The organism is Streptomyces sp. NPDC127098, from assembly GCF_042722465.1.
In the GTDB taxonomy this organism is placed as follows: domain Bacteria; phylum Actinomycetota; class Actinomycetes; order Streptomycetales; family Streptomycetaceae; genus Streptomyces; species Streptomyces millisiae.
The window spans coordinates 133648-155271 of the sequence record NZ_JBHXFJ010000003.1 but is presented as its reverse complement, the minus strand read 5'-3'; the positions used below and the strand labels follow the sequence as shown (position 1 = coordinate 155271).

Below are 21624 nucleotides of genomic sequence, written 5' to 3'. Positions count from 1 at the left end.
GCACGGCGCGTCGGCGCGGCCCCGACGGCGCGGGGAGCGGTTCTAGGATGGGCGGGTGAGCAGCACGAGCAGCGAGACGGCGGACGCGCCGCACCCGCGGCAGCCCGAGGACGTCGCCCGCCTGGAGGCCGCCGCCGCCGTCCTGGCACTGCTCGCCGACCGCACCCGGCTGGCGCTGCTGGAGCGGCTCGGGCGGGGCGAGGCGGACGTGACCACCCTCACCGAGCACATCGGTGCGGCCAGGCCCGCCGTCAGCCAGCACCTGGCGAAGCTCCGTCTGGCCGGCCTGGTCGCCACCCACAAGGACGGCCGCCGGGTCGTCTACTCCCTGCGCGACGGGCACCTGCGCCGCCTGGTCGACGAGGCACTGAACGTCGCGGACCACCAGCTCCGCTCCCTGCCGCCGCACGACTGAACCGCCGGCCGGCGCGCCGGCCGACCGCTCCCCTCAACGCTCCCCCGGTCCTGGCTCCGGCGTGGTTTCGAGGAGCCGGTCGAGTTCCAGGTACTGCTCGGGGGTGAGCCGCCCGGCGACGTCGAAGCCGAGACGCTGGGCCAGGTCGAGGGTGTGCAGGCGGACGGCGGCCTCCAGCAGCGCGGCGTAGTCGCCGGCCGCGGCGCGAGTGCGCCACCGGGCGGTGACGGCGAGTCCGGCGGCGGCGAACAGCGCCGGCCACCACCAGGCGGCGACGGGCAGGTAGAGCAGGGCCCAGGCGGCGAGTGCGGTGGCACGGCCGAGGTCCTGCCGGGCGGTGGTGAGCTGGACGCGGCTCTCCTCGGGCAGCACGAGCCAGAGGTGCGGCCACACGGTGGCCAGGTCGAGCCGCTGATCGCGCGCGACGCGCACGGCAGCCGCGTGCACCCGGTCCCCGCTCCACGTGGGCCGGTCGGGAAACTCCGGCGCGACGCGCTCCATGTCGCGCCGCGCGGCGTGCCGCTCACCGGCGGGGAGCCGCCGCCCGAGCGCCCTGGCCCGTGCGGCCTCCGCCCGCAGCCGCCGCCAGGCGTCGTGGGCGGCCGTCCACCGGCGCCGCCGGCTCCTCACCCGCCGCGCGGCCAGGGCCCGGAGCGGGCGCGGCCAGGAACGCCACTCGGCGGCCAGCCAGCCGCGTTCGACGACGGAGCCGAGCGCCCGTGCCACGATGCCCACGGACGCCGCCGCGGCCAGCACGGCGCCGAGGACCACGACCTGACCGCCGGCGGTCTCCGTGGCCGGGTGCGCGGCCACCTCGCTGATCCGCTCGCTCAGGCGCGGCACGTCGAACGGGTGACCGTGCCCCAGCTCTCCGGCGACGGCGACCACGACCAGATAGAGCACGCCGGGCAGGACGAGCAGCGACACCCACCGCTCGGCGAGCTTGCTCCCCAGTTCGGACAGCAGGGCTTCCACGGCTAGAGGTGGTCCGCGCGCAGCGGGGCGCCGTCGAACCGGCAGCCCGGTACCGGCGCCGAGCCGATGGGGAACCAGTAACGGGTACAGCGGTCGGTCGGGCACAGGTAGACGGTCTCGGCGAGCTCGGTCTCGCTGATGCCGGTCGGTTGGAGACCACGTGTCGTGGCGTCGTGGTCGGAGTACGCGAGCAGGCCGAGCGCGTCGCCGGATGCCTGGAGCACGGCGTGCAGCACGTCGAGCGGACCGGCGAGACCGGCACCGGCGTCCATGGCGGCCAGCACGTCGTCCAAGGGCCCCGCGCCGTGGCCCGGACGGGCGAGAAGGGCGGCGCGGATCTCGTCGGCGTGCGCGCACACCGCCGCCAACAGGTCTTTCGTCCGCCCCGGTCCGTCGAAGCCCACGCCGCTCACGTCCTCCCCTTCCCCCGCCGGTTCGCAGCCAGGTGGCCAGCATTGCCTGAGTGGTCGCCCAACGGAAGCCCGAGCCACGGAAGTTGCCCCCCCGGGGCGGTGCGACTGCTGCTCCGCGTCGGACGCCGGCCACCCGCCCCGCCACGCGGCGGGCGTCGCCGGGGCCGCCGTCCGCCTGCTGGCCGAGGCGGCGCCTGACCGCGGCGCCCGCCACACGTTCGGCCCGTCCTCGATGGCGACCGGTGGAAAATCGACCAAAACTCGTCTCACGGACATTCACTGCATACCCCCCGTGAGACGAGAAGGAGTTGGAGATGAACGGAAGCTCACTCAGGGCCGTCGGCGCCCTCGGCCTGGCCACCGCGCTCGCCCTCACCCCGGCGAGCCTCGCGCTGGCCGAGGAGACCCCCACCGGCACCCACCACGACGAGGCCGGGGACGGCGACGACACCGGCACGGAGGAGGCCGACGACCTCGAGGCGCAGCTGGAGCGGGTCAGAAGGGCCACGGCCCGCTACCAGAACGTGCGACTGGCGGAGGCCGACGGCTACACGCTCGGCGAGTCCTGCATCACGGGCCTCGGCTACCACTTCGTCCGGGAGGTGGCCGAGAGCCAGGAGGAGTTGGCGATCACCGAGCCCAACTCGATGGTGTACGTGCCGCAGGAGGACGGCAGCCTGAAGCTGGCCGCCGTGGGCTACGTCTCGAAGCGCGAGGCCAGCCTCTTCGGCGAGGAGTTCACCCCGCCGGCCACCCTCCCCTACTACACGCTGCACGCGTGGGTCTGGGAGGAGAACCCCAACGGCGTGTTCGAGCACATCAACCCGAACATCAGCTGCCCCGGCAGGGAGAGCTAGCCGACCGGGTCGGGCCCGTCGGCACCGGCCGGCGGGCCCGGCAGGGCGTGGCAGAGCGCGTCGAGCGCCGCGCCGGAGGCGCGGTCGGGCGGGGTGGCGTAGCCGATGACGAGGCCGTCGCGGGGGTCGTCCTCGTCCTGTGGGGCCTGGGCTACGGCGCCGTGCCGGTCAGCTTCCAGACCTGGATCCTCGGCGCCGCCCCGGACGCCGGCGAGGCCGCGTCCTCGCTGTTCGTCTCCACCTTCAACCTGTCCATCGCGCTCGGCGCGTTCCTCGGCGGTCTCGCCGTCGAGTCGGTCGCCACCACGAGCGTGCTGTGGATCGGCGCCGCACTCGCCGCGCTCACGCTGCCGGTGGCCGTCCTGGCCCGCCGCACGCACTGAACCAGGCCGTCCCCGACTGACCGGTCGTCAGGCGGGCGCCGGCCCCTGCCGCCGGCCACGGTCCCGGGTGGCGCCGTGGCCGGCCGCCGCGTGCCCCGCGCCGCGCCCCTCCGCGCGGGCCACGACACGTCCGCCGTCCACCCGGACCGCGAACTCGGCGCCGTCGTCCACCGGGCCGAGCCCCAGGGCCGCGGGCACCGCGCCGGCCTCGTCCAACACGACGCGCGGACCGGGCAGTTCCCCGGCCGGGAACACCCGCCGCAGGCAGCCGACGAGGTCGACGACGCGCAGTCGGGCCAGCCGCCCGGTCTCGGCCGGGTCGCCCGACACGACGACGATCGTCACCTCGTCGCCCGGCCGCGCCGAGCGCACCGCCTCCTCGGCCGCCGAGAGCCGCGCCACCCCCAGCACGACGAGCACCCCGTCGGCGCCGAGGTCGACCTGGCGCCCGGTGATCTCGTCGCGCGCGCCGCGCGGCGCCGCCCACCGGTCCGCGGTCGGCCGGGCCGGGGCGACGAAGGGCAGGTGCGGCGGCTCCGCGTCGTCCGTGAGGGCGGTGTCGGCCAGGTGCTCGGCGGCGGCGGCCAGGTCGAAGGGGTCGCCGACGCCGGGGGCGCTCTCCGCGAGGCCGGCCGCGCCGTGCAGCAGGGTCAGGGCCAGTTCGGCGCGGCGCGTCATCCGGATGGGCGCCGGGGAGCGCGGTTCGAGCGCCAGGGCAAGCAACAGGGCCTCGAAGCGCAGGAGTTCGGCCAGCGCGGCCCGGGCGGGACCGGTGTCGAGCACGCCGGAGAGCGAACGCAGCCTGAGGTGCCCGCTCGCCGGGGGGTCGCCGGCGAGCGGCAGGCGTTCCAGCCAGACCCGCGCGAAGGCGCCGAGCGCCCGCCCGGCCGAGGCCGGCGGGCGCGCCGGCGGTTCGGCCGCGGCGGCGGCCCGCTCGGCGTCCTCGGCGAGCACCGCCAGGTAGAGCGCGCGCTTGCCGGTGAAGTTGGAGTAGACGGCGCCCCTGGTCAGCTCGGCCCGCTCGGCGATCCGGTCGACCTTGGCCTCCGCGTAGCCGCGCTCGGCGAACTCCGCCCGCGCGGCGACCAGCACCGCCGCACGCGTCCGCTCCTGCTGCTGGGCCCGGGTCAACCTCGCCATCGTGTCCCCTTCCGCTCGCGCCGTGTCATGATACAACCAACATCCGGATGGCATCATCATCCGAAAAACGCGGGCATCGGAAACGCGGGGGCGCCCCGCCGGGCCCGCCGCGACGACCACCGACCGAACCGCACCCCGAGGGACCACCCGCCATGAACCCACCCGACAACCCGACGCCGGACAGCTCCCTGCTGCTCCTGCACGCCCTGCGCTGCGTCGGCACCGCAGGACCCGAGCGGCTCCGCTCGGTCACCGGCCTCGACGAGTCAGACGTCGAGTCCGAGCTCATCGCCCTCGGAATCGAGGGCCTCGTCTCCCGCTACCCCGGCCCCATGCCCGGCTGGTCGCTCACGGAGGCCGGCCGCGCCGCGCACGCCGAGCTGATCGCGCACGAACTCGACGCGGCCGGCGCCCGGGCGGCCGTGACGGCGGCGTTCGACCGGTTCCTGGTGCTCAACCCGGAGCTGCTCGACCTCTGCGCGGCCTGGCAGCTCCGCACCGTCGACGGCGTCGTGACCGCCAACGACCACCGCGACCCGGCCTACGACGCCCGGGTACTCGCCGGGTTCCGCGACCTCGACCGGCGCGCCGTCCCGGTCCGCGCCGAACTGGCCGCGGCGCTGCCCCGCTTCGCCCGCTACGGCGACCGGCTCGCCGGCGCCCTGGACCGCGCCGCCGCCGGCGCGACGGCGTACCTGACCGACGACCTCGCCTCGTACCACACGGTGTGGGCCGAGTGGCACGAGGACCTGCTCGCCACCCTGGGGCTCCGGCGATGAGGTGGATCCGCCCCATCTCCGCCGAGCTCCGGGAACGGCCGGAGACGGTGGGCGGCAAGGCGCTCGGCCTCGCCCTGCTGCACCGCCTCGGGCTGCGGGTGCCGGCCGGGTTCGTCGTCACCGCGGAGGCGTGCCGTGCCTTCCTGCGGGCCGGGCGGCTGCCGGCCGGTCTCCACGACGAGCTGGCGACCGCCGTCGCCGATCTCGAACGCGCCACCGGCCGTGCCTTCGGCGGGCCGCGGCGACCGCTGGTGGTCTCCGTACGCTCCGGGGCCGGCGTGTCCATGCCCGGCATGATGTCCACGGTCCTCGGCCTCGGCCTGACGACCGGGGCCACCGCCGCCCTGGCCGCCGAGACGGGCGACCCGCGGTTCGCCCGGGACTCGCGGCGGCGGTTCCTCACGAGCTTCGCCGCGACCAGTGACGCGCCCGCCCCGGACGACGCGCGCCGCCAGTTGGAGCTGGCGCTGCGCGCCGTGTTCGCCTCCTGGGACGCGCCGCGCGCCCGCACCTACCGCGCCGTGCACGCCATCCCGCACGAGCTGGGCACGGCCGCCGTCGTCCAGGCGATGGTGTTCGGCAACCGCGACGACCACAGCGGCACCGGGGTCGCGTTCAGCCGCGACCCCACCACCGGCGAGCGCGTCCCGTTCGGCGACGTGCTGTTCGGGCGGCAGGGGGACGACGTGGTCTCGGGCCGGTCGGCGACCCGGCCGCTGCGCGAGCTCGCCGCGCGCGAGCCGGCGGTCTGGGCCGAGCTGCTCGACGCCCTGGACCGGATCGAGCGGCACTACCGCGACGCCTGCTACGTCGAGTTCACCCACCAGTCGGGCGAGCTGTGGTTCCTCCAGGTCAGGCCGGGACGGTTCGGCGGCGCCGCCGGGGTCAGGCTCGCCACCGAGCTGGTCGACGAGCGGCTGATCGGGCGGGAGGAGGCGCTGCGCAGGGTCTCGCCCGGGCAGCTGAGGCACGTCCGCACGCCGCGCATCGCGTCGCCCGGGGAGGCCGACGTCTTCGCCAGAGGGCTCGGCGCCTGCCCGGGCGTCGCGGTCGGCCGGGTGGCGACCACGGCGGCCTTGGCGGTGCGCATGGCCGGGGACGCCCCGGTCGTCCTGGTGCGCCCGGAGACCTCCCCTGACGACCTGCCGGGGCTCGCCGTCGCCGCCGGCGTCGTCACCGCCCGCGGCGGGCCGGCCAGCCACGCCGCGGTCGTGGCCCGCGCCCTGGACAGGCCCGCGGTCGTGGGCGTCGCGGGACTCGCCGTCGACGCCGAGGCCGGCACCGTGACGGCCGGCGGCCGGACCCTCGGCGACGGCGACCTCGTCACCGTCGACGGGACCGGCGGCGAGATCGCCCTCGGCCGCCCCCGCGTCGTCGCGCACCCGGCCGGCGACCACCTGCGTCGGCTGCTCGCCTGGGCCGACGACGTCTCGGGCGACCACTCGGCACGCGACGAGGCCGAGCGCCTCGCCGCGGCCCACGCCGCGCTGGCGTCCCGTGCCGAGAGCCGACGCGCGAACTGACGTGAACCGGAACTCGAAGGGAGCTCGGCGATGCCGACTCGACACATCCACCTGGTACGACACGGCGCGGCGGACGCGTTCGGCGAACTGACCGAGGTCGGGCGACGGCAGTCCGAACTGGTCGGGCGGCGGCTGGCCGCGCTGCCGGTCGACGCCGTGTGGCACTCCCCGCTGCCGAGGGCGGAGCGGTGCGCGCGGATCATCGGCGCGTTCCTGCCGGGCACCACCGTGCGGGAGGCGGCCGAACTGGTCGACCACGTGCCGCACGTGCCGGCCGACCCCGGCCCGGCGTGGGCGGCGTTCTTCGACGGGTACGAGGCGGAGGAGGCCGCGGCCGGGGAACGCCTGGCCGCCGCCCTGGTCGCCAGGTTCGCGCGCCCCGCCGAGACCGAGACCCACGAGGTGCTGGTCACCCACGCCTACCCGGTGGCCTGGCTGCTGAGGCACGCCCTGGACGCGCCACCAGCCCGCTGGCTCGGCCTGAGCTGCGGGAACGCGGCGCTGACGGCGATCGAGTACCGCGACGGGCTGCCGCCGACGGTGCTGCTCTACAACGACATGGGCCACCTGCCGGCCGAGCTGCGGTGGACCGGCTTCGGACCCGGCGCGCGCCCCTAGGCCGCGCCGCTAGGCCACCTTGTGTGGGGTTATGTCCTTGCTGAGGCAGGCGGTGCCGTCATCGCCGGCGCGTGACGCCGGTTGGTACCCCTCGCTCTCGTAGAGGCCGATGTTCCGTCGGCTGCGGACGCCGGTGCGGAGCACGATGCGGCGGCAGTTCGGCTCGGCCGCGGCTTCGGCCGTGCGCAACAGCCAGCGGCCCAGTCCCTGGCCGCGCAGGTCGGGTACGACGCCGAGCCGGCCCACGTGCCAGTCGGTGTCGACACGTCGGGTCCGCACCATGCCAAGCAACCGACCGTCCCGCCAGAGTCCCGTGGTGTGCCACGTCGCCAGCCACTCGCCCACCTGTTCCCCTGACTCGCGCAGGGCCGGGACGGTCAGGGTGTCGTTGACAAGGGCCTCGTCCACCCAACAGCACCGCTGGAGCACCGTGACCTCGGGAGCGTCATCAGGGGTCAGCCGCCTCAGGTAGGAACCCGGCAGCGGGCCTGGCGGGAGGCCGGGGCGTACCCGCTCGCGCATCGGCCGTAGGGCGTGTGCGACCCGGACCAGTTCGTCCAGGACGCCGACGGCCGCCCCGGCGAGAGCGGCGCCGGGGCGGACCTTGCCGTCTTCGAGCGCGTCACTGATGCGGATCGCGACGGTGTTACCCAACGGCACCAGGCGCAGCGTGGTCACCACCTGTTTGGCGTGCTGGACCGAGCGCGTCCCCGCGGAGGTGTTTCCGTAGCTGACGAACCCGATCGGTTTCCACGCCCACTCGCGACCGAGGTAGTCGAGCGCGTTCTTCAAGGTCGCCGGCATTCCGTAGTTGTACTCGGGGGTCACCACGAGGAAGCCGTCCGCGGCGTCCACGAGCGTGCTCCACCGTCTGGTGTGTTCGTGCTGGTAGACGCCCGAGGACGGATGCTCCTCCTCGTCCAGGAAGGGCAGGTCGAGGTCACCGAGGTTCACGGGCACGAGCTCGACGTCGAGCTCCCCGGCGCGGGGCTTGAGCGTCTCGGTCAGCCACGCGCCGACCGCCGGGCCGAGGGCGCCGGGTCGGGTGCTGCACACCAGAACGAGGACACGCGGTACCGATTTCGTTGACATGGAAACGAAAATAGGCGATAGATTGGTTACATGTCAATGAAATCCTCGACTGAGCGTGTGCGCTGGCTGACCCCGGACGAGGAGCGGGCGTGGCGGGCCTACCGGCGCATGGTGGTCGCCGTGCAGGCCGCCACGGCGCGTGACCTGAGCGCGGTCGGGCTCTCCGAGGCCGACTACGAGGTGCTCAGCACGTTGTCGGAGCGGCCCGACCACACCAGCACCCTGCGGGAACAGGCCGCCAAGATGCGATGGACCCGCAGCCGGCTCTCCCGGCACGCCACCCGGATGGAAGCGCGCGGCCTGCTGCGGCGTGCACCCGACCCGGCGGACGGCAGGGGCTGTTTCCTCATCCTCACCGACCACGGCCTGGACACCCTCAGGGGTGCCGCCCCGGCGCATGTCGCCTCGGTACGACGCCACCTCATCGACCGACTTTCGCCCGAGGACCTCAGCGCCGTCGAACGCATCGCCCAGAAGCTGGAGGACATCGAGAGCTGACCCGGCGAGCGCGGGCCAGGGGGCGCCCAGGACGGCGGCCGGAGGCCAGAAAGGTGGGCCCTAGGGGCGGGTGAGTCGCTCGACGGCGGCGACGACGAGCGCCGGGTCCTGCTCCCGGGGCTCGGTGTCGAGCGCGCGGTGGATGGTCAGGCCCTCGATGAGGGCGTCCAGCAGCCGGGCGGTGGCCGGGGCGAAGTGGCGTTCCAGGGCGGCGCGGCTACGGGCCATCCACGCGTTGGTCAGCGTGCGGAACGCCGGTTCGCGGGCAGCGAGCGTGTACAGCTCGTGGGTCAGGACCAGGTCACGCCGGGTGCCGGACACGTCCTCGGTGATGATCGCGACGATCGCCCGCCTGGCCGCCTCGGCGTCCTCGGCCTGGGCCATCCGCCGCTCGAACCGGTCGCTGACCGACCGGGAGAAGCGGGCGAACGCCTCGTGCAGCAGCTCGTCCATGCCGGAGAAGTGGTACGTCATCGACCCGAGCGGCACGCCCGCCGCGGCGGCCACCCTGCGATGCGAGGTGCCGGCCACCCCGGACTCGGCGATCACGTCCAGGCAGGCGGAGATGATCCGCTCCCGCCGCTCGGGATCGCGACGACGGCTGCCGCCGGGTGTGTCAGTCATGCCCGTCCTGGATCGACACCGATGGTGACCCGCTCACCGTGGCACACAGTAGCCCCCGCCCCTGGGCACGGTCGTGGTGCTCCGCCCGCGCCCGGTCGTCACCGCCAACGGCTCGGTGCCGCGCCCGACGATCAGCCCGGTCCGGCTGCGCGCCGGGGAGTCGGAGGAGCGGATCACCTCGGTGGCGTCCTGGCAGGACTCGCCGTACCTCACAGCCGCCGAGCGCGCCGCGCTGGTTCTCATCGCCAAGCCGGTGACCGGCCGGTCGTTCACCGACCCGTGCAACTGAGCGCGCCGGCCCGGCAGGGCCCGTCCGGCAGGGCCCGTGCGTTCAGAGGGCACGGACCAGCAGCATGGCGCCCAGCGCGAGCATGGTGGCCGCGACCAGCACGTCCAGCACCCGCCACGCGGCGGGGCGGGACAGCAGGCCGCCGAGGAGCCGGGCGCCGTAGCCGAGGCCGGCGAACCACGCCAGGCTGGCCAGCATCGCGCCGAGCCCGAAGACCCAGCGCAGCGAGCCGCGGTCGGCGGCGACCGAGCCGAGCAGCAGCACGGTGTCCAGGTAGACGTGCGGGTTGAGCCAGGTCAGGGCCAGACAGGTGAGCACCGCGGTGCGGACCGAACCCGCCGCGGCGCCCTCCGCGGTCAGCGCCTGCCCGGCGGCGGGCCGCAGGGCCCGGCGGGCGGCCAGCAGTCCGTAGCAGATCAGGAAGCCGCCGCCGGCCAGGCCGACCACGGTCAGCGCGGGGGGCCACGCGGTGACCACGGCGCCGAGGCCGGCCACCCCGAGCGCGATCAGGACCGCGTCGGAGGCGGCGCAGATGGCGACCACCGGGAGGACCGCCTGCCCGCGCGCCCCCTGGCGCAGCACGAACGCGTTCTGCGCGCCGATGGCGACGATGAGGGACAGGCCGGTGACGAATCCGGCGGTGGCCGCCGGGAGGTACCCACTGCTCATGGGGTCCGACGCTAGGGACCGCCGCGCCATCAGTACAGCTAAGGTTTCTTACCTATCATTAGCGTTCGTGATGACGGATCTGCCCCACGACCAGGTGCGCACGCTGCTCGCCGTCGTCGACGAGGGCACCTTCGACGCCGCCGCGGCGGCCCTGCACGTGACCCCCTCCGCGGTCAGCCAGCGGGTCAAGACGCTGGAGCAGCGGGTCGGGCGGGTGCTGGTGACCCGCACCAAGCCGGTCAGGCCGACGGAGTCCGGGCAGGTGCTGGTGCGGTTCGCGCGCCAGCTGGCCGTACTGGAGCGGGACGCGCGGACCGACCTCGGGATCGCGACCGAGTCGGAGCCGGCCCGGCTGCCGATCGCCGTGAACGCGGACTCCCTCGCCACCTGGTTCCTGCCGGCCCTGACGCGGGTGCCGCGGGACCCGCCGGTCTACTTCGAGCTGCACCGGGAGGACGAGGCGCACACCGCGACGCTGCTGCGCGAGGGACAGGTGATGGCCGCGGTGACCTCGTCGGTCGAGCCGGTCACGGGCTGTACGGTGCGGCCCCTCGGCCTGGCACGGTACCTGCCGGTGGCGAGCCCGGAGTTCGCGGCCCGCCACGTGTCGTCCGGGCCGCCGGAGCGCCGGCTGGCCGAGGCGCCGGTGATCGTCTTCGACCGGCGGGACGAGTTGCAGGACCGGTTCCTCCTGGCCCTCGTGCCCGGCAGCCGGGGCGCCAGCCGGCTCCGGCACCACGTGCCCACCTCGGAGGGCTTCCGCGACGCGGTGGCCGCCGGGCTCGGCTGGGGCCTGGTCCCCGAGCCGCAGGCGGAGCCGCTGCTGCGCTCCGGCGCCCTCACCGAGCTGGCGCCCGGCCGGTGGATGGACGTGCCGCTGTACTGGCAGCAGTGGAAGCTGGACGTGCCGGCCCTCGCGCTCGTCGCGGAGACCGTCGCCAGGGCGGCGGCCGAGTTCCTGTATCCCCAGCCGCCGCTCAGTCGCTGATGGTCCAGGGCATGACGAGCCCGAACTGCCACACGTACACCGAGAGCAGCACGGCGCAGATGGCGAGGCCGATCGAGGTCAGGATGATGTTGCGGCGCCGCACCCGGGGGTCGAGGGCGCGCTGCGCGGCCTCCGTGACCTTGCGCTTGGTCCATCGCAGCACCAGCTGGGCCCAGACGAACTCGGTGCCCCAGATCGCCATCCCGGCGAAGATCACCAGCCAGCCGGGGCCGGGCAGCGGCAGCATGATCACGCCGATCACCACGACCACCAGGCCGAGCAGGAAGACGCCGACCTGCCAGCCCAGGTGGAGGGCGCGGGAGCCCTTCACGAACCTGGGGGCGCGGGAGCCCAGCGGCTTCTCGTCCTTCATGAGCCGGGCGGCCTCGCCGGGGCTGATCTCGCCCGGGCCCATCTCCCCCTGGCCGGGGGACGCCGGGCCGGCGATCCCGTCGGGTTCCCGTACATCCATGTGGCTCATCTCTAAGGTCGACCCCCCTCGATGACGCTGGCGCTGTCCCCCCGAGAATCTCGCCGAGTGACAGCAGGGGCAAGTGGTAGCACCCTCCGTCCAGGCTAAACGGCCGCCCCGGCCACCCCTCAGGTAGGGAACGTTTGCGTTTCTCCCGACCCTCGCTCTACTTTTAGTACGGAACCGTTCCGTACCAAAAAGGAGGCGCGATGCCCGACGAGGCGCCGGCATCCCGGGTCCGCCGGCCACGCATGACGCCGGAGCGGGAGCTGGAGCTCCTGACCACCACCATCGACGTGCTGCGCGAGGTCGGCTACGAGGCCCTCACGATGGACGCCGTGGCGACCCGCGCCCGCTGCAGCAAGGCGACGCTGTACCGCCAGTGGCCGGGCAAGCCGCAACTGGTGGCCGCCGCGCTGTACGCCACCCGCCCGGTGGACGCGAGCACGATCGACACCGGCACGCTCCGCGGCGACCTCCTGGCCTTCGTCACCACGCTCGCCGCCCAGGCGGAGCAGGACACGGCCCTCATCGCCGGGCTCGGCCACGCGACGCTCACCGAACCGGCCCTGCGCCTGGCGCTCAGGGAGTCGCTGATCGAGCCGGAACACGAGCACGTGCTGTCCTTCGTGCGCCGCGCCGTCGAGCGCGGCGAGCTGGCCGGCACTCCGGCCGCCACGGCCTTCCTGCCGCAGCTGCTCTTCGCCGCGCTGTTCACCCGCCGGCTGTTCGAGGACGCTTACGCGGACGCCGACTACCTCGTCGGCTTCATCGACGGCGCCGTCCTGCCCGCCCTGCGGAACAGCTGACCCGTACCACCCACCCCCCGTTGGAGCCCTCCGTCATGTCTCGCACCGCAGCCGACGCCCCCGTCGGCCCCGCCCCGGTCGCCCCCACCGACGCGCCCGCGTCCCGGCGCCGCTGGTGGATCCTGGTCGTCATCGGGATCGCCCAGCTCATGGTGGTCCTCGACGCCACCATCGTGAACATCGCGCTGCCCTCGGCCCAGCAGGACCTCGGGTTCACCGACGGCGACCGCCAGTGGGTGGTCACCGCCTACGCCCTCGCCTTCGGCAGCCTGCTGCTCCTCGGCGGGCGCATCGCCGACCTGTTCGGCCGCCGGATCACCTTCCTGACCGGGCTCGTCGGCTTCGCCGCCGCCTCCGCCCTCGGCGGCGCGGCCGGCAGCTTCGAGGTCCTCATCGCCGCCCGCGCCCTCCAGGGCGTCTTCGGCGCCCTGCTCGCGCCCGCCGCGCTCTCCCTGCTCACCACCACGTTCACCGACGCCAGGGAGCGGGCCAGGGCGTTCGGCGTCTACGGCGCGATCGCCGGCGCCGGCGGCGCGATCGGCCTGCTGCTCGGCGGGGTGCTCACCGAGACCCTGGACTGGCGCTGGACCCTCTACGTCAACCTGGTCTTCGCCGTCGCCGCCTTCGTCGGCGGGGCGATCCTGCTCCAGCGCACCGCGAGGGACCGCTCGGCGACCCTGGACGTCCCCGGCACCCTGCTGGTCTCCACCGGTCTGTTCGCCGTCGTCTACGGCTTCTCCAACGCCGAGTCCCACGACTGGGGCCACGTGGCCACCTGGGGCTGCCTGTTGGCCGGCGCCGGGCTGCTCGCCACCTTCACCTGGTGGCAGACGAGGGCCGCCCACCCGCTGCTGCCGCTGCGCGTCCTGCTCGACCGCAACCGCGGCGCGTCCTTCCTCGCGGTGCTGATCAGCGGCGCCGGCATGTTCGGCGTCTTCCTCTTCCTCACCTACTACCTCCAGGCGAGCCTGTTCTACACGCCCATCGAGACCGGCCTCGCCTTCCTGCCCATGGTCGCCGGGCTCATGATCACCGCCACGCTCTCCACCGGCGTCCTGGTCCCCCGCTTCGGCCCCCGGCCGATCGTCCCGCTCGGCATGGGCGTCGCCGCCGCGGGCCTCGTCTGGATGACCGGCCTCGACCTCGGAAGCGGCTACGCCGCCCACGTCATGCCGCCGCTGGTCATCACGGGCCTGGGCATGGGCCTGGTCATGGCCCCGGCGATGAGCCTGGCCACCAGCGGGGTGGCCGCCGAGGACGCCGGCGTCGCCTCCGCGACGGTCAACACCATGCAGCAGATCGGCGGCTCCATCGGCACCGCCCTCCTCAACACGCTGGCCGCCAGCGCCGCCACCGACTACCTGGCCGGCAAGGACCCCCGCGACCCGGCCGTCATGGCCCAGGCCCAACTGGAGAGCTACGCCACCTCCTACTGGTGGTCCGCCGCCTTCTTCGCCGCCGGACTCGTCGTCAGCGCCCTGCTCTACCGCCGCGGCCGGGTCGCTGAGGACCCCGACGCCGCCCCGGTCATCCACATGTGACACCCGGACGCCGCTCCGCCCGCCCACCCGGCGGGCGGCGGCGCCCGGTTGGTCGCGAAAGCACATGTACGGCGGGCTAGTTACCTCAGGAAACGCTCAAGAAGCGACGGAGACCATTCACAGCCGAGAACGCCGCTCGCTAATCTCGCGCCACAAATTCGTCGCACCACGCGCCCGTTGACGCCTCGGCAGCTCTCGCAGCCCGCCGACGCCCGCCCCGGGCCCGTGGCAGAACAGGGAGCACCTCATGCTCAAGCTCCGCAGGCCCGCGAAGAGGACCGTGCTGCGCGCCGGCGCCGTCCTCGCCGCGGCCGTCGCCCTGCCCGTCCTGGCCTCCCCCAGCGCGCAGGCCATCGACTGGGACCACACGCTGCACACCGACGACGCGGACCCGGGCGGCCGCCTGCGGTTCGAGGCCCTCGGCGACATCGTCCAGATCTGCGACATCGAGGCCGACGGCTGGGCCGTCGAGGTCGAGGTCTACGACACCGTCCACGGCTACAACGTCGACGTGTTCAGCGTCGGCGGCAACGGCAACTGCGTCGACCACGACGTGGACGACGGCCACAACCTGGTCGAGGGCCGCTACTACACCTTCACCGTCTCCCTGGTGCACAGCGGCGGCCTGAACCAGTACCACGACTACGCCACCTGGAAGGCCTGACCCCTTCCCCCGCCGTGGCCACCCCGCCCCTTCCGCTCCGGGGTGGCCATGGCCGGGCCCCTCGCCCTCCGGTTAACCTGACAGGCATGGGCGAAACCCTCGATTCGGACGCCAGGCGCCGCATCCGGGAGAACCGGGAGAACTGGGACGCGCGGGCGCCCGTGCACGCGGAGAGCGACTTCTACAGCCTGCGCGACCGCCCCGCCGCCGCGCGGTTCCACCCCCGGGAGTGGGAGGACTTCGGGCCCCTCGAAGGGCGTTCCGTGCTGCACCTCCAGTGCCACAACGGCGTGGAGACCCTCGCCTTCGCGCAGCGGGGCGCGGCGCGGGTCACCGGCCTCGACTTCTCCGGGGCCAGCCTCGACGTGGCCCGGCGGAACGCCGAAGCGGCCGGGGCCGCCGTCGAGTTCGTCGAGGCCGACGTGTACGACGCCGGGGCGGCGCTCGGCGGGCGGACGTTCGACCTGGTGTACACCAGCCGCGGCTCGTTGATGTTCCTGCCCGACCTGCGGGCCTGGGCCGAGGTGGTGACCGGTCTGGTGGCCCCCGGCGGACTGGCCTACGTGATGGAGTTCCACCCGGTGCTGAACTCCCTCGGCCGGCCCGGCGTCCGCCGCCTGGACGACCCGCTGGTGCTGCGCCACGACTACCTGTCGGGCGGGCGGCCGACCACGTTCGACTCCCGCCGGACATACGCGCCCTCGCGGCGCGGCGCGCTGGTGGAGGGCGCCACCGTCAGCCACGAGTGGGCGCACACCGTCGTCGACGTGATCGTCGCGCTGGGCGGGGCCGGCCTGGACGTGGACGTCGACCGGACGTGGGAGACGGACTGGGACGTGCTGCCACGCTGGGAGGGCATGACGGAGGTGGCCCCCGGCTGGTGGCGCAGGCCGGACGACCAACTGCGGGTCCCGCTGCTGTACGCCACCGCCGCCAGGCGGCGAGCCGGGGCCTGATCTCCCGACAGCCTGGTGCGGTCGCGACTTCGGGGTGCCGAGCGGGATGCCGAGCCGTTCGGCCAGCCGGTGGGAACCGCCGTCGACCGGCGCGTCCGGGTCCTCGGCCCGGGCTCCCGTCGAGTCGGCGACGGTCGGCTCCGCCGTGCCGGGCACCCGCTCCGGGGCGCCGGCGCCGCGGCCGCGTCAGCGGCCTACGTTGAGGCGCCGTCAGATCTCCTTGTCCTCCGCGGGCAGCCTGACCTCGACCCGCCCGTCCACGACCCGGGCCTCGAACGCCGGCTGAGGGGCCGTCGCCGGCCCGGTGACGTTCCAGCCGTCGGTCAGCCGGAAGGTGCTGCCGTGCCAAGGGCACCGCACGCACCCCTCGGCGACCTCGCCCTCGGACAGCGGGCCACCCATGTGGTTGCACCGGTCGGCGAGCACCCGCAGGGTGTCGGCCGTCTCCCGGAAGACCAGGACCGGGACGTCGAGCACGGTGGCGGTGGCCGGGGCGCCGATCGGGAAGTCGTCGAGGGCGCCGAGCGGGTGCCAGCCGGGCTCCAGCGCGGCGGCGACCTGGTCGGCGTGATTGGCGCCGGCGGCCTGGCGGTAGGCGAGGTGCCCGCCGAGGGCGCCGCCCAGGCTGACGGTGGCCAGACCGGCGTAGCCCCAGGCGCGGCCCGCCATGCGGCGGCCCCGCAGCCGGGCCGACAGGGAAGCGGTGTACATGGCGACGGCGGCGACGTTGGTCGCGGCGTGCACCAGGCCGACGCGCAGCTGCGGCTTGCGCAGTTCCGCCCAGTCGGCCAGGCCGGCGAGCGCGGCCGGGGCCGCCGCGGTCAGCCCCGCCGCGACCAGCAGGCCCGCGGCGCGCCGGCGGCCCGGCAGCAGGTCCAGGACCGCCGCCGACATCCAGGTGCCGATCGGGATCTGGACCATCGCGGGATGCGCGGGGTGACCGAGCCAGGTGCCGTGCAGGGCGTCCCGGAACCCGGCCGGCATGGCGCGCACCGCGCCACGCAGCGGGGGGATGAGCGGGTCGGCACGGCGCGAGCCCTCGACCCGGTCCATCGCGGACAGCACCGGGCCCGGGCGCTCCGGGCTGGCCACCAGGTCGCGGAGCAGCCCGCTGAACACCTGCGAACCACTGAACAGTGAACCTCGGGAAACGGCCATTGCCGCCGAGTTCCCCCCGGCCCGGATCCCAAACGCCGCCGGCCCGGACCGGGCGCGGCCGGCGTCACCAGCGGACGGGGAGCTCGTGGGGGCCGCGGACGACGATGCCGGGGTGCCAGGGGACGGCGTCCGGGTGGGTGTCGAGGGCGAGGTCGGGGGCGCGCTCCAGGAGGGAGCGCAGCGCGACGCGGGCTTCGAGGCGGGCCAGCGGGGCGCCGAGGCAGTAGTGGACGCCGTGGCCGAACGCGAGGTGGCCACGGGCGTCGCGGTGGATGTCGAAGCGGGTGGGGTCGGGGAAGCGGTCCGGGTCGCGGCCGGCGTCGGCGATGACGGGGAGGACGAGGTCGCGGTGCGGGATGACGGTGCCGGCGATCTCGACGTCCTCGGCGGCGAACCGGGCGGTGGCGGTCAGGACCGGGCCGTCGTAGCGCAGGATCTCCTCGATCGCGTCGTCCAGCAGGGCCCGGTCGGCGCGCAGCGCCGCGAGCTGGTCGGGGTGGCGCAGCAGGGCGAGCACGCCGTTGCTGATCAGGCCCACGGTGGTCTCGTGGCCGGCGATCAGCAACAGAAAGCACATGGCGAGGAGTTCCTCCTCCGACAGCTGGTCGCCGTCGCTGTCGGCCGTGTGCAGCAGGGCGCTCAGCAGGTCCTCGCCCGGCTCCTTTCGCTTGGCGGCCACCAGCCCGGCCAGGTACTCGGTCATCACGGCCCGCGTCTTCGGCATCTCCGCCAGGCCGCCAGCCGTCAGGGCGCGGGACCAGTCCCGGAAGCGCTCGTGGTCCAGGTGCGGGACGCCGAGGAGTTCGCAGATCACGGTGATCGGCAGCGGGAAGGAGAAGGCGGTGACCAGGTCGGCGCGCCGGTCGGGAGCGGCCAGCATGGTGTCGAGCAGCGCGTCGGTGATCTCCTGGACGCGCGGCGCCAGGGCCGCGATCCGGCCCGGGGTGAACTCGCGCGCGACCAGAGCGCGCAGCCGGGTGTGCACGGGCGGATCGGAGTTCAGCAGGTGCGCGCCCGCCCGTTCCGGTCCGGTCTCGCCCGGGCCTTCGGCGAGGACCTTGACGAGCCGCGGATCGGTGAGCGCGGCGCGCGCCTCCCGGTGGCCGACGACGAGCCAGCCGTGGCAGCCGCCGGGCAGCCGGGCGTAGTGCACCGGGCCCCGTTCGCGCAACGTGGCGAAGTACGGGTGGGGGTCGCGGGCGAAGTCGTCGCCCTCCGCCGCCAGATCGACGATCGTCCGTGACTCCGCCACATGCGCTCCCTGGTTGCGAGATGTCCGTTTTCCCCCGGAAGGGTAGCCGCACCGACCGAGGCCCGGTGACCATTCGCGGCAGCACCCACCTCGGTCCCCGCTACAGCAGCTTGTCGAGGGTGATGGGCAGGTCGCGGATCCGGATGCCGGTGGCGTTGAAGACGGCGTTGCCCACGGCGGCGGCCGAGCCGACGGTGCCGATCTCGCCGAGGCCGCGGGCGCCGAGGCTCCTGGTCCCGACCTCCCCGCCGTCCTCGCCGAGCGGCCCGGTGAGATGCGGGTCGGGCCGGTCGAGGAGGTGCACGTCGATGTCGGGGATGTCCGCGTTCACGGGCACCAGGTAGTCGGCGAGCGTGCTGGCGGCCAGCCGCCCGGTGTCGGGTTCGAGGGGGTTGTCCTCCAGCAGGGCGCCCGAGATGCCGAAGATGACACCGCCGACGATCTGACTCCGGGCGGCCCGGGCGTTGATGGTGCGCCCGGCGTCCACGACGGTGGTGAACCGGGTGACGCGGATCTCGCGGGTGAACCGGTTGACCCGCACCTCGCAGAAGTGGGCGCCGAAGGTGTGGTAGCTGTATCCGGGGGGATTGCCCTCGGGCTCGGAGGCGGTGGCGTCGACGCCCCGCGATCCGAGGGCCCTGAGCAGCTCGCCGAAGGTCATCGAGCGACCGTTCCCGTGCAGTCGGCCCTGCTCGTAGCGCAGGTCCTCGGCGTTCGCCCCATGCCACGGCGAGCCGGAACGGGTCACCGCGAGCTGCTTGAGCGCGTCGATCGTGTCGCGGGCGGCCGCCACGACCGCCGGGACCGTGCTGTGCGTGGCGCCGGAGCCCACGGCGGGTGCGCCCGGGGGCAGCGCCGAGTCACCGATCTCGGGGGCCACCCGCTCAAGCGGGAGCCCCAGGGCGTCGGCGCCGGCGACCGCCACCATCGTCCACCCACCGGTGCCCAGGTCCGAGGTCCCGGTCGACACCACCGCGGTGTCGTCGTCGAGCAGCCGGATCCTGACGCTCGCGGCCTGGCGGGTCGCCGGGTACGCCGCGCTGGCCATGCCGGTGCCGAACAGCCACTCCCCGTCGACGCGCGCCCGGGGCGTGGCGCTGCGGGCCGACCAGCCGAAGCGTCGTGCGCCGTCGCGGTAGCACTCGTCGAGGTGCTTGCTCGACCACGGGTGGCCCGTGGAGGGGCTGACGGTGGCGTAGTTGCGCAGTCGCAGCTCGACGGGGTCGACACCGGTGGCGACGGCCAGTTCGTCCATCGCCGTCTCCAGGGCGAACGCCCCGGGGGCCTCGTTGGGCGCCCGCATCGCCCAGCTGCTCGGCATGTCGAGGATGACCCGCTGCGGGTTGATGCGCAGGTTGGGCGTGTTGTAGAGCGTGTCCGAGGTGGAGTGGCCCGGGATCAGGTTCCAGCCACCGGCGGCCGGCATCTCGGCGACGCTCTCGTGGCTGATGGCGTTGAGGACTCCGTTGCGGGAGGCACCCAGCCTGACCGTCTGGGTGAGGTGCGGGCGGTGGCCGACCAGGGTGAACACCTGTTCCCTGGTGAGGGCGAGCTTGACGGGACGGCCAAGCTCCCGGGCCGCCGCGGCGGCGACCGGGGCCTCGCTCCACACGATGACCCGGGACCCGAAGCCGCCGCCGACGTACCTCCCGATCAGCCGGACCTGCTGGGGGAGGACGCCGAGCCGCTGGCTCAGCAGGATCGTGAACGGCGTTGGCATCTGCGCGCCGGCGTGGACGGTCACCCGGTCGCCGTCCCACTCGGCGAGGACGGTGTGGGGTTCCATCGCGACGTGGTGCTGCACCGGCTGCTCGAAGTCGGCCTCCACGACGACTTCGCTGGCGGCGAGCGCCTCGTCGATCGACTCGACGCCGGGGGCGAGGATCGTGACGCTGCTCGGCTCCCCGCTCGACGTGGGGCCGGACGGCTCGCGGGGTCCGTCCGCGAGGGAGGAGCGCGGTGGCTGCGCGTCGTAGGTGACGGTGATCAGCGCCGCGGCGTCGCGCGCCTGCTCGACACTCTCGGCAACGACCACGGCGATGATCTGGCCGTGGTAACGAACGGTCGTGTCCTGCAAGGGGAGGTAGTTCTCGCCGAAGAAACTGAACTCGGGTGCGAGCGGGTACAGCCTCAGGCGCCCGTCTCCCGCGACGTACACGCGCAGGACTCCGGGAGCGGCCAGCGCGGCGGCGGTGTCGATGGAGCGGATCGTGCCCCTCGCGACCGTGCTGGTGACGACGTGGGCGTAGGACATGTTGGTGGCCGGGTAGTCACCGGAGTACCGTGCGGCTCCGGTGACCTTCAATCGGCCGTCGACGCGGGCGACTTCACGCCCGACTGGGGAGACGGTCATCCTGACTCCTGACTGCTGGGAACGGCGCCCGCCAGCGGACGCCGGGGCGGTGGATGGGCAGCGTCCCGGTGCGTAGCGGCGCCCCGGTGCCGCCGTGCCGGTGGGCGACGATCTCGGCCGCGATCGACAGCGCGGTCTCCTGCGGGGTGCGGGCGCCGAGGTCGAGGCCGATCGGCGAGTGCAGCCGGCCGAGTTCGTGGTCGGTGAGGCCGGCCGCGCGCAGCCGCGCCAGACGCTCCTGGTGGGTGCGGCGCGACCCCATGGCCCCGACGTAGGCCACCGGCAGTCGCAGCGCGGCGGTGAGCAGCGGCACGTCGAACTTCGGGTCGTGGGTGAGCACGCAGACGACCGTCCGGCCGTCGAGCCGCTGCGACTCCAGATAGCGGTGCGGCCAGTCGACGACGACCTCGTCGGCGTGCGGGAACCTGTCGGGGGTGGCGAACGTGGCCCGCGCGTCGCAGACGGTCACCCGGTAGCCCAGGAAGGTGCCGAGTCGGGCCAGCGCCGCCGCGTGGTCGATGGCGCCGAAGACGAGCATCCGCGGTGCGGGGGCGTTGCTCTCCACCAGCAGGGCCATCGGCTCCCGGCAGTGGCTGTCGGCCACGCCGAGCTCGACGGTGCCGGTCCGCCCGGCGTGCAGGGCGGCGGTGGCGTGGGCGGCGGCCACCCGGTCGAGTCGTTCGTCGCCGAGGGTCCCCTCGTGGGGCCGCTCGGGGCGCACGACGATCGCCTTCCCAAGGTGGGCGTCCGGCCCACGGACGATCGTGGCCACGGCGACCGGCCTGTCCTGCGCCGCGTCGGTGAACGCCTGCCCGAGGTGCGGCTCGGCGCCGGGGTCGTGGTGGCGCAGCAGGAGCTCGATCGTGCCGCCGCAGGTGAGCCCGACGCCGAGCGCGTCGGCGTCGGTGTAGCCGAACCGCACCGTCCTGGGCCGACGGTCCCCGGCCAGCATCTCCTGGCAGGCCTCGTGGACGGCGGCGTCGACGCAGCCTCCGGACACGTTGCCCAGCACGGCGCCGCCCGCGTCGACGACGAGCGACGAACCGGGCTGGCGGGGAGCGCTGCCGGCCACGTCCGTGACCGTGGCGGCCACGAACGGGGTCCGGGCGCGGACCCGTGGGAGGAGCTCGGCGGCGAGTTCAAGCATGACCGCCGC

Annotated in this window: 24 protein-coding genes; 13 read left to right on the top strand and 11 right to left on the bottom strand. The window is 74.5% G+C overall.

The window, feature by feature from the left end:
* The first annotated feature begins 55 nt into the window (after positions 1 to 55).
* Positions 56 to 415: an ArsR/SmtB family transcription factor gene (locus ACFWI8_RS03565; RefSeq protein WP_387085085.1), complete on the top strand. Its 360-nt coding sequence runs from the start codon at positions 56 to 58 to the stop codon at positions 413 to 415.
* A 33-nt stretch (positions 416 to 448) separates the two neighbouring features.
* On the opposite strand, the gene ACFWI8_RS03560 is transcribed toward ACFWI8_RS03565, so the two are convergent.
* Positions 449 to 1390, bottom strand: coding sequence for a hypothetical protein (locus ACFWI8_RS03560; protein WP_387085083.1), 942 nt, complete (start codon positions 1388 to 1390; stop codon positions 449 to 451).
* Between the two features lie 2 nt (positions 1391 to 1392).
* The gene (locus tag ACFWI8_RS03555) at positions 1393 to 1803 is read right to left on the bottom strand and encodes a hypothetical protein (RefSeq protein WP_387085081.1); all 411 of its coding nucleotides are present in this window, start codon (positions 1801 to 1803) and stop codon (positions 1393 to 1395) included.
* Positions 1804 to 2117: 314 nt separating this feature from the next.
* On the opposite strand from ACFWI8_RS03555, the gene ACFWI8_RS03550 reads away from it, so the two are divergent.
* Together ACFWI8_RS03550 and ACFWI8_RS03545 are read left to right on the top strand one after the other, a co-directional pair.
* A complete protein-coding gene (locus tag ACFWI8_RS03550) occupies positions 2118 to 2660 on the top strand; it encodes a hypothetical protein (RefSeq protein ID WP_387085079.1) in 543 nt (180 codons plus the stop codon).
* A 47-nt stretch (positions 2661 to 2707) separates the two neighbouring features.
* Positions 2708 to 3043 (top strand): hypothetical protein, encoded by a 336-nt coding sequence (locus ACFWI8_RS03545; RefSeq protein WP_387085077.1) that lies wholly within the window; start codon positions 2708 to 2710, stop codon positions 3041 to 3043.
* Positions 3044 to 3070: 27 nt separating this feature from the next.
* Here ACFWI8_RS03545 and ACFWI8_RS03540 read toward each other — a convergent pair whose 3' ends face one another.
* Positions 3071 to 4183: a helix-turn-helix domain-containing protein gene (locus ACFWI8_RS03540; protein ID WP_387085075.1), complete on the bottom strand. Its 1113-nt coding sequence runs from the start codon at positions 4181 to 4183 to the stop codon at positions 3071 to 3073.
* Between the two features lie 152 nt (positions 4184 to 4335).
* Between ACFWI8_RS03540 and ACFWI8_RS03535 the strand changes: the two genes are divergently transcribed.
* The 3 genes from ACFWI8_RS03535 to ACFWI8_RS03525 are packed head-to-tail and all read left to right on the top strand — an operon-like array spanning position 4336 to position 7103.
* Entirely contained in the window at positions 4336 to 4962 is a 627-nt protein-coding gene (locus tag ACFWI8_RS03535; RefSeq protein ID WP_387085073.1) for a transcriptional regulator, read from the top strand.
* On the top strand, positions 4959 to 6485 hold the full coding sequence (locus ACFWI8_RS03530; protein ID WP_387085071.1) for a pyruvate, phosphate dikinase: 1527 nt from the start codon (positions 4959 to 4961) through the stop codon (positions 6483 to 6485). Before ACFWI8_RS03535 ends, ACFWI8_RS03530 begins: the two co-directional genes overlap by 4 nt.
* A gap of 30 nt (positions 6486 to 6515) precedes the next feature.
* Positions 6516 to 7103 carry a histidine phosphatase family protein gene (locus tag ACFWI8_RS03525; RefSeq protein WP_387085069.1) on the top strand — a complete coding sequence of 196 codons (588 nt, stop codon included), beginning with the start codon at positions 6516 to 6518 and terminating at the stop codon, positions 7101 to 7103.
* A gap of 9 nt (positions 7104 to 7112) precedes the next feature.
* On the opposite strand, the gene ACFWI8_RS03520 is transcribed toward ACFWI8_RS03525, so the two are convergent.
* Complete coding sequence (locus tag ACFWI8_RS03520) at positions 7113 to 8195, bottom strand: GNAT family N-acetyltransferase (protein ID WP_387085067.1); 1083 nt, start codon at positions 8193 to 8195, stop codon at positions 7113 to 7115.
* 30 nt (positions 8196 to 8225) lie between these two features.
* On the opposite strand from ACFWI8_RS03520, the gene ACFWI8_RS03515 reads away from it, so the two are divergent.
* Positions 8226 to 8693, top strand: a complete 468-nt coding sequence (locus ACFWI8_RS03515) for a MarR family winged helix-turn-helix transcriptional regulator (RefSeq protein WP_387085065.1) — start codon at positions 8226 to 8228, stop codon at positions 8691 to 8693.
* A 60-nt stretch (positions 8694 to 8753) separates the two neighbouring features.
* On the opposite strand, the gene ACFWI8_RS03510 is transcribed toward ACFWI8_RS03515, so the two are convergent.
* Positions 8754 to 9317, bottom strand: a complete 564-nt coding sequence (locus ACFWI8_RS03510) for a TetR/AcrR family transcriptional regulator (RefSeq protein ID WP_387085063.1) — start codon at positions 9315 to 9317, stop codon at positions 8754 to 8756.
* Between the two features lie 76 nt (positions 9318 to 9393).
* Between ACFWI8_RS03510 and ACFWI8_RS03505 the strand changes: the two genes are divergently transcribed.
* On the top strand, positions 9394 to 9606 hold the full coding sequence (locus tag ACFWI8_RS03505) for a hypothetical protein (protein ID WP_387085061.1): 213 nt from the start codon (positions 9394 to 9396) through the stop codon (positions 9604 to 9606).
* Between the two features lie 42 nt (positions 9607 to 9648).
* Here the strand turns inward: ACFWI8_RS03505 and ACFWI8_RS03500 are convergent, their stop codons facing one another.
* Complete coding sequence (locus ACFWI8_RS03500; RefSeq protein ID WP_387085060.1) at positions 9649 to 10275, bottom strand: LysE/ArgO family amino acid transporter; 627 nt, start codon at positions 10273 to 10275, stop codon at positions 9649 to 9651.
* A gap of 70 nt (positions 10276 to 10345) precedes the next feature.
* Between ACFWI8_RS03500 and ACFWI8_RS03495 the strand changes: the two genes are divergently transcribed.
* Positions 10346 to 11263 (top strand): LysR family transcriptional regulator ArgP, encoded by a 918-nt coding sequence (locus tag ACFWI8_RS03495; protein WP_387085058.1) that lies wholly within the window; start codon positions 10346 to 10348, stop codon positions 11261 to 11263.
* Here the strand turns inward: ACFWI8_RS03495 and ACFWI8_RS03490 are convergent.
* Positions 11253 to 11678: a TIGR02611 family protein gene (locus ACFWI8_RS03490; protein ID WP_387085326.1), complete on the bottom strand. Its 426-nt coding sequence runs from the start codon at positions 11676 to 11678 to the stop codon at positions 11253 to 11255. The genes ACFWI8_RS03495 and ACFWI8_RS03490 overlap by 11 nt on opposite strands.
* A gap of 266 nt (positions 11679 to 11944) precedes the next feature.
* On the opposite strand from ACFWI8_RS03490, the gene ACFWI8_RS03485 reads away from it, so the two are divergent.
* The 4 genes from ACFWI8_RS03485 (at position 11945) to ACFWI8_RS03470 (ending at position 15705) form a co-directional block, all read left to right on the top strand.
* Complete coding sequence (locus ACFWI8_RS03485) at positions 11945 to 12544, top strand: TetR/AcrR family transcriptional regulator (protein ID WP_387085056.1); 600 nt, start codon at positions 11945 to 11947, stop codon at positions 12542 to 12544.
* Positions 12545 to 12579: 35 nt separating this feature from the next.
* Positions 12580 to 14085 carry an MFS transporter gene (locus tag ACFWI8_RS03480; protein WP_387085054.1) on the top strand — a complete coding sequence of 502 codons (1506 nt, stop codon included), beginning with the start codon at positions 12580 to 12582 and terminating at the stop codon, positions 14083 to 14085.
* A 247-nt stretch (positions 14086 to 14332) separates the two neighbouring features.
* On the top strand, positions 14333 to 14749 hold the full coding sequence (locus ACFWI8_RS03475) for a hypothetical protein (RefSeq protein ID WP_387085052.1): 417 nt from the start codon (positions 14333 to 14335) through the stop codon (positions 14747 to 14749).
* Between the two features lie 86 nt (positions 14750 to 14835).
* Entirely contained in the window at positions 14836 to 15705 is an 870-nt protein-coding gene (locus ACFWI8_RS03470) for a class I SAM-dependent methyltransferase (RefSeq protein WP_387085050.1), read from the top strand.
* 210 nt (positions 15706 to 15915) lie between these two features.
* Here ACFWI8_RS03470 and ACFWI8_RS03465 read toward each other — a convergent pair whose 3' ends face one another.
* From ACFWI8_RS03465 to ACFWI8_RS03450, 4 genes are all read right to left on the bottom strand, one after another.
* Complete coding sequence (locus ACFWI8_RS03465; RefSeq protein ID WP_387085047.1) at positions 15916 to 16863, bottom strand: Rieske 2Fe-2S domain-containing protein; 948 nt, start codon at positions 16861 to 16863, stop codon at positions 15916 to 15918.
* Positions 16864 to 16927: 64 nt separating this feature from the next.
* The gene (locus tag ACFWI8_RS03460) at positions 16928 to 18115 is read right to left on the bottom strand and encodes a cytochrome P450 (protein WP_387085046.1); all 1188 of its coding nucleotides are present in this window, start codon (positions 18113 to 18115) and stop codon (positions 16928 to 16930) included.
* A gap of 100 nt (positions 18116 to 18215) precedes the next feature.
* Complete coding sequence (locus tag ACFWI8_RS03455) at positions 18216 to 20468, bottom strand: xanthine dehydrogenase family protein molybdopterin-binding subunit (protein ID WP_387085044.1); 2253 nt, start codon at positions 20466 to 20468, stop codon at positions 18216 to 18218.
* Entirely contained in the window at positions 20443 to 21615 is a 1173-nt protein-coding gene (locus ACFWI8_RS03450; protein ID WP_387085042.1) for an XdhC family protein, read from the bottom strand. Before ACFWI8_RS03450 ends, ACFWI8_RS03455 begins: the two co-directional genes overlap by 26 nt.
* Positions 21616 to 21624: the final 9 nt, after the last annotated feature.

Excerpts from the sequence above, each read along its gene's own strand:
- ACFWI8_RS03550 (WP_387085079.1), top strand. The coding sequence starts at position 2,118 with ATGAACGGAAGCTCACTCAGGGCCGTCGGCGCCCTCGGCCTGGCCACC.
- ACFWI8_RS03540 (WP_387085075.1), bottom strand. The coding sequence starts at position 4,183 with ATGGCGAGGTTGACCCGGGCCCAGCAGCAGGAGCGGACGCGTGCGGCG.
- ACFWI8_RS03535 (WP_387085073.1), top strand. The coding sequence starts at position 4,336 with ATGAACCCACCCGACAACCCGACGCCGGACAGCTCCCTGCTGCTCCTG.
- ACFWI8_RS03530 (WP_387085071.1), top strand. The coding sequence starts at position 4,959 with ATGAGGTGGATCCGCCCCATCTCCGCCGAGCTCCGGGAACGGCCGGAG.
- ACFWI8_RS03525 (WP_387085069.1), top strand. The coding sequence starts at position 6,516 with ATGCCGACTCGACACATCCACCTGGTACGACACGGCGCGGCGGACGCG.
- ACFWI8_RS03520 (WP_387085067.1), bottom strand. The coding sequence starts at position 8,195 with ATGTCAACGAAATCGGTACCGCGTGTCCTCGTTCTGGTGTGCAGCACC.
- ACFWI8_RS03515 (WP_387085065.1), top strand. The coding sequence starts at position 8,226 with ATGTCAATGAAATCCTCGACTGAGCGTGTGCGCTGGCTGACCCCGGAC.
- ACFWI8_RS03510 (WP_387085063.1), bottom strand. The coding sequence starts at position 9,317 with ATGACTGACACACCCGGCGGCAGCCGTCGTCGCGATCCCGAGCGGCGG.
- ACFWI8_RS03500 (WP_387085060.1), bottom strand. The coding sequence starts at position 10,275 with ATGAGCAGTGGGTACCTCCCGGCGGCCACCGCCGGATTCGTCACCGGC.
- ACFWI8_RS03495 (WP_387085058.1), top strand. The coding sequence starts at position 10,346 with ATGACGGATCTGCCCCACGACCAGGTGCGCACGCTGCTCGCCGTCGTC.
- ACFWI8_RS03490 (WP_387085326.1), bottom strand. The coding sequence starts at position 11,678 with ATGGGCCCGGGCGAGATCAGCCCCGGCGAGGCCGCCCGGCTCATGAAG.
- ACFWI8_RS03485 (WP_387085056.1), top strand. The coding sequence starts at position 11,945 with ATGCCCGACGAGGCGCCGGCATCCCGGGTCCGCCGGCCACGCATGACG.
- ACFWI8_RS03480 (WP_387085054.1), top strand. The coding sequence starts at position 12,580 with ATGTCTCGCACCGCAGCCGACGCCCCCGTCGGCCCCGCCCCGGTCGCC.
- ACFWI8_RS03475 (WP_387085052.1), top strand. The coding sequence starts at position 14,333 with ATGCTCAAGCTCCGCAGGCCCGCGAAGAGGACCGTGCTGCGCGCCGGC.
- ACFWI8_RS03470 (WP_387085050.1), top strand. The coding sequence starts at position 14,836 with ATGGGCGAAACCCTCGATTCGGACGCCAGGCGCCGCATCCGGGAGAAC.
- ACFWI8_RS03465 (WP_387085047.1), bottom strand. The coding sequence starts at position 16,863 with ATGGCCGTTTCCCGAGGTTCACTGTTCAGTGGTTCGCAGGTGTTCAGC.
- ACFWI8_RS03455 (WP_387085044.1), bottom strand. The coding sequence starts at position 20,468 with ATGACCGTCTCCCCAGTCGGGCGTGAAGTCGCCCGCGTCGACGGCCGA.
- ACFWI8_RS03450 (WP_387085042.1), bottom strand. The coding sequence starts at position 21,615 with ATGCTTGAACTCGCCGCCGAGCTCCTCCCACGGGTCCGCGCCCGGACC.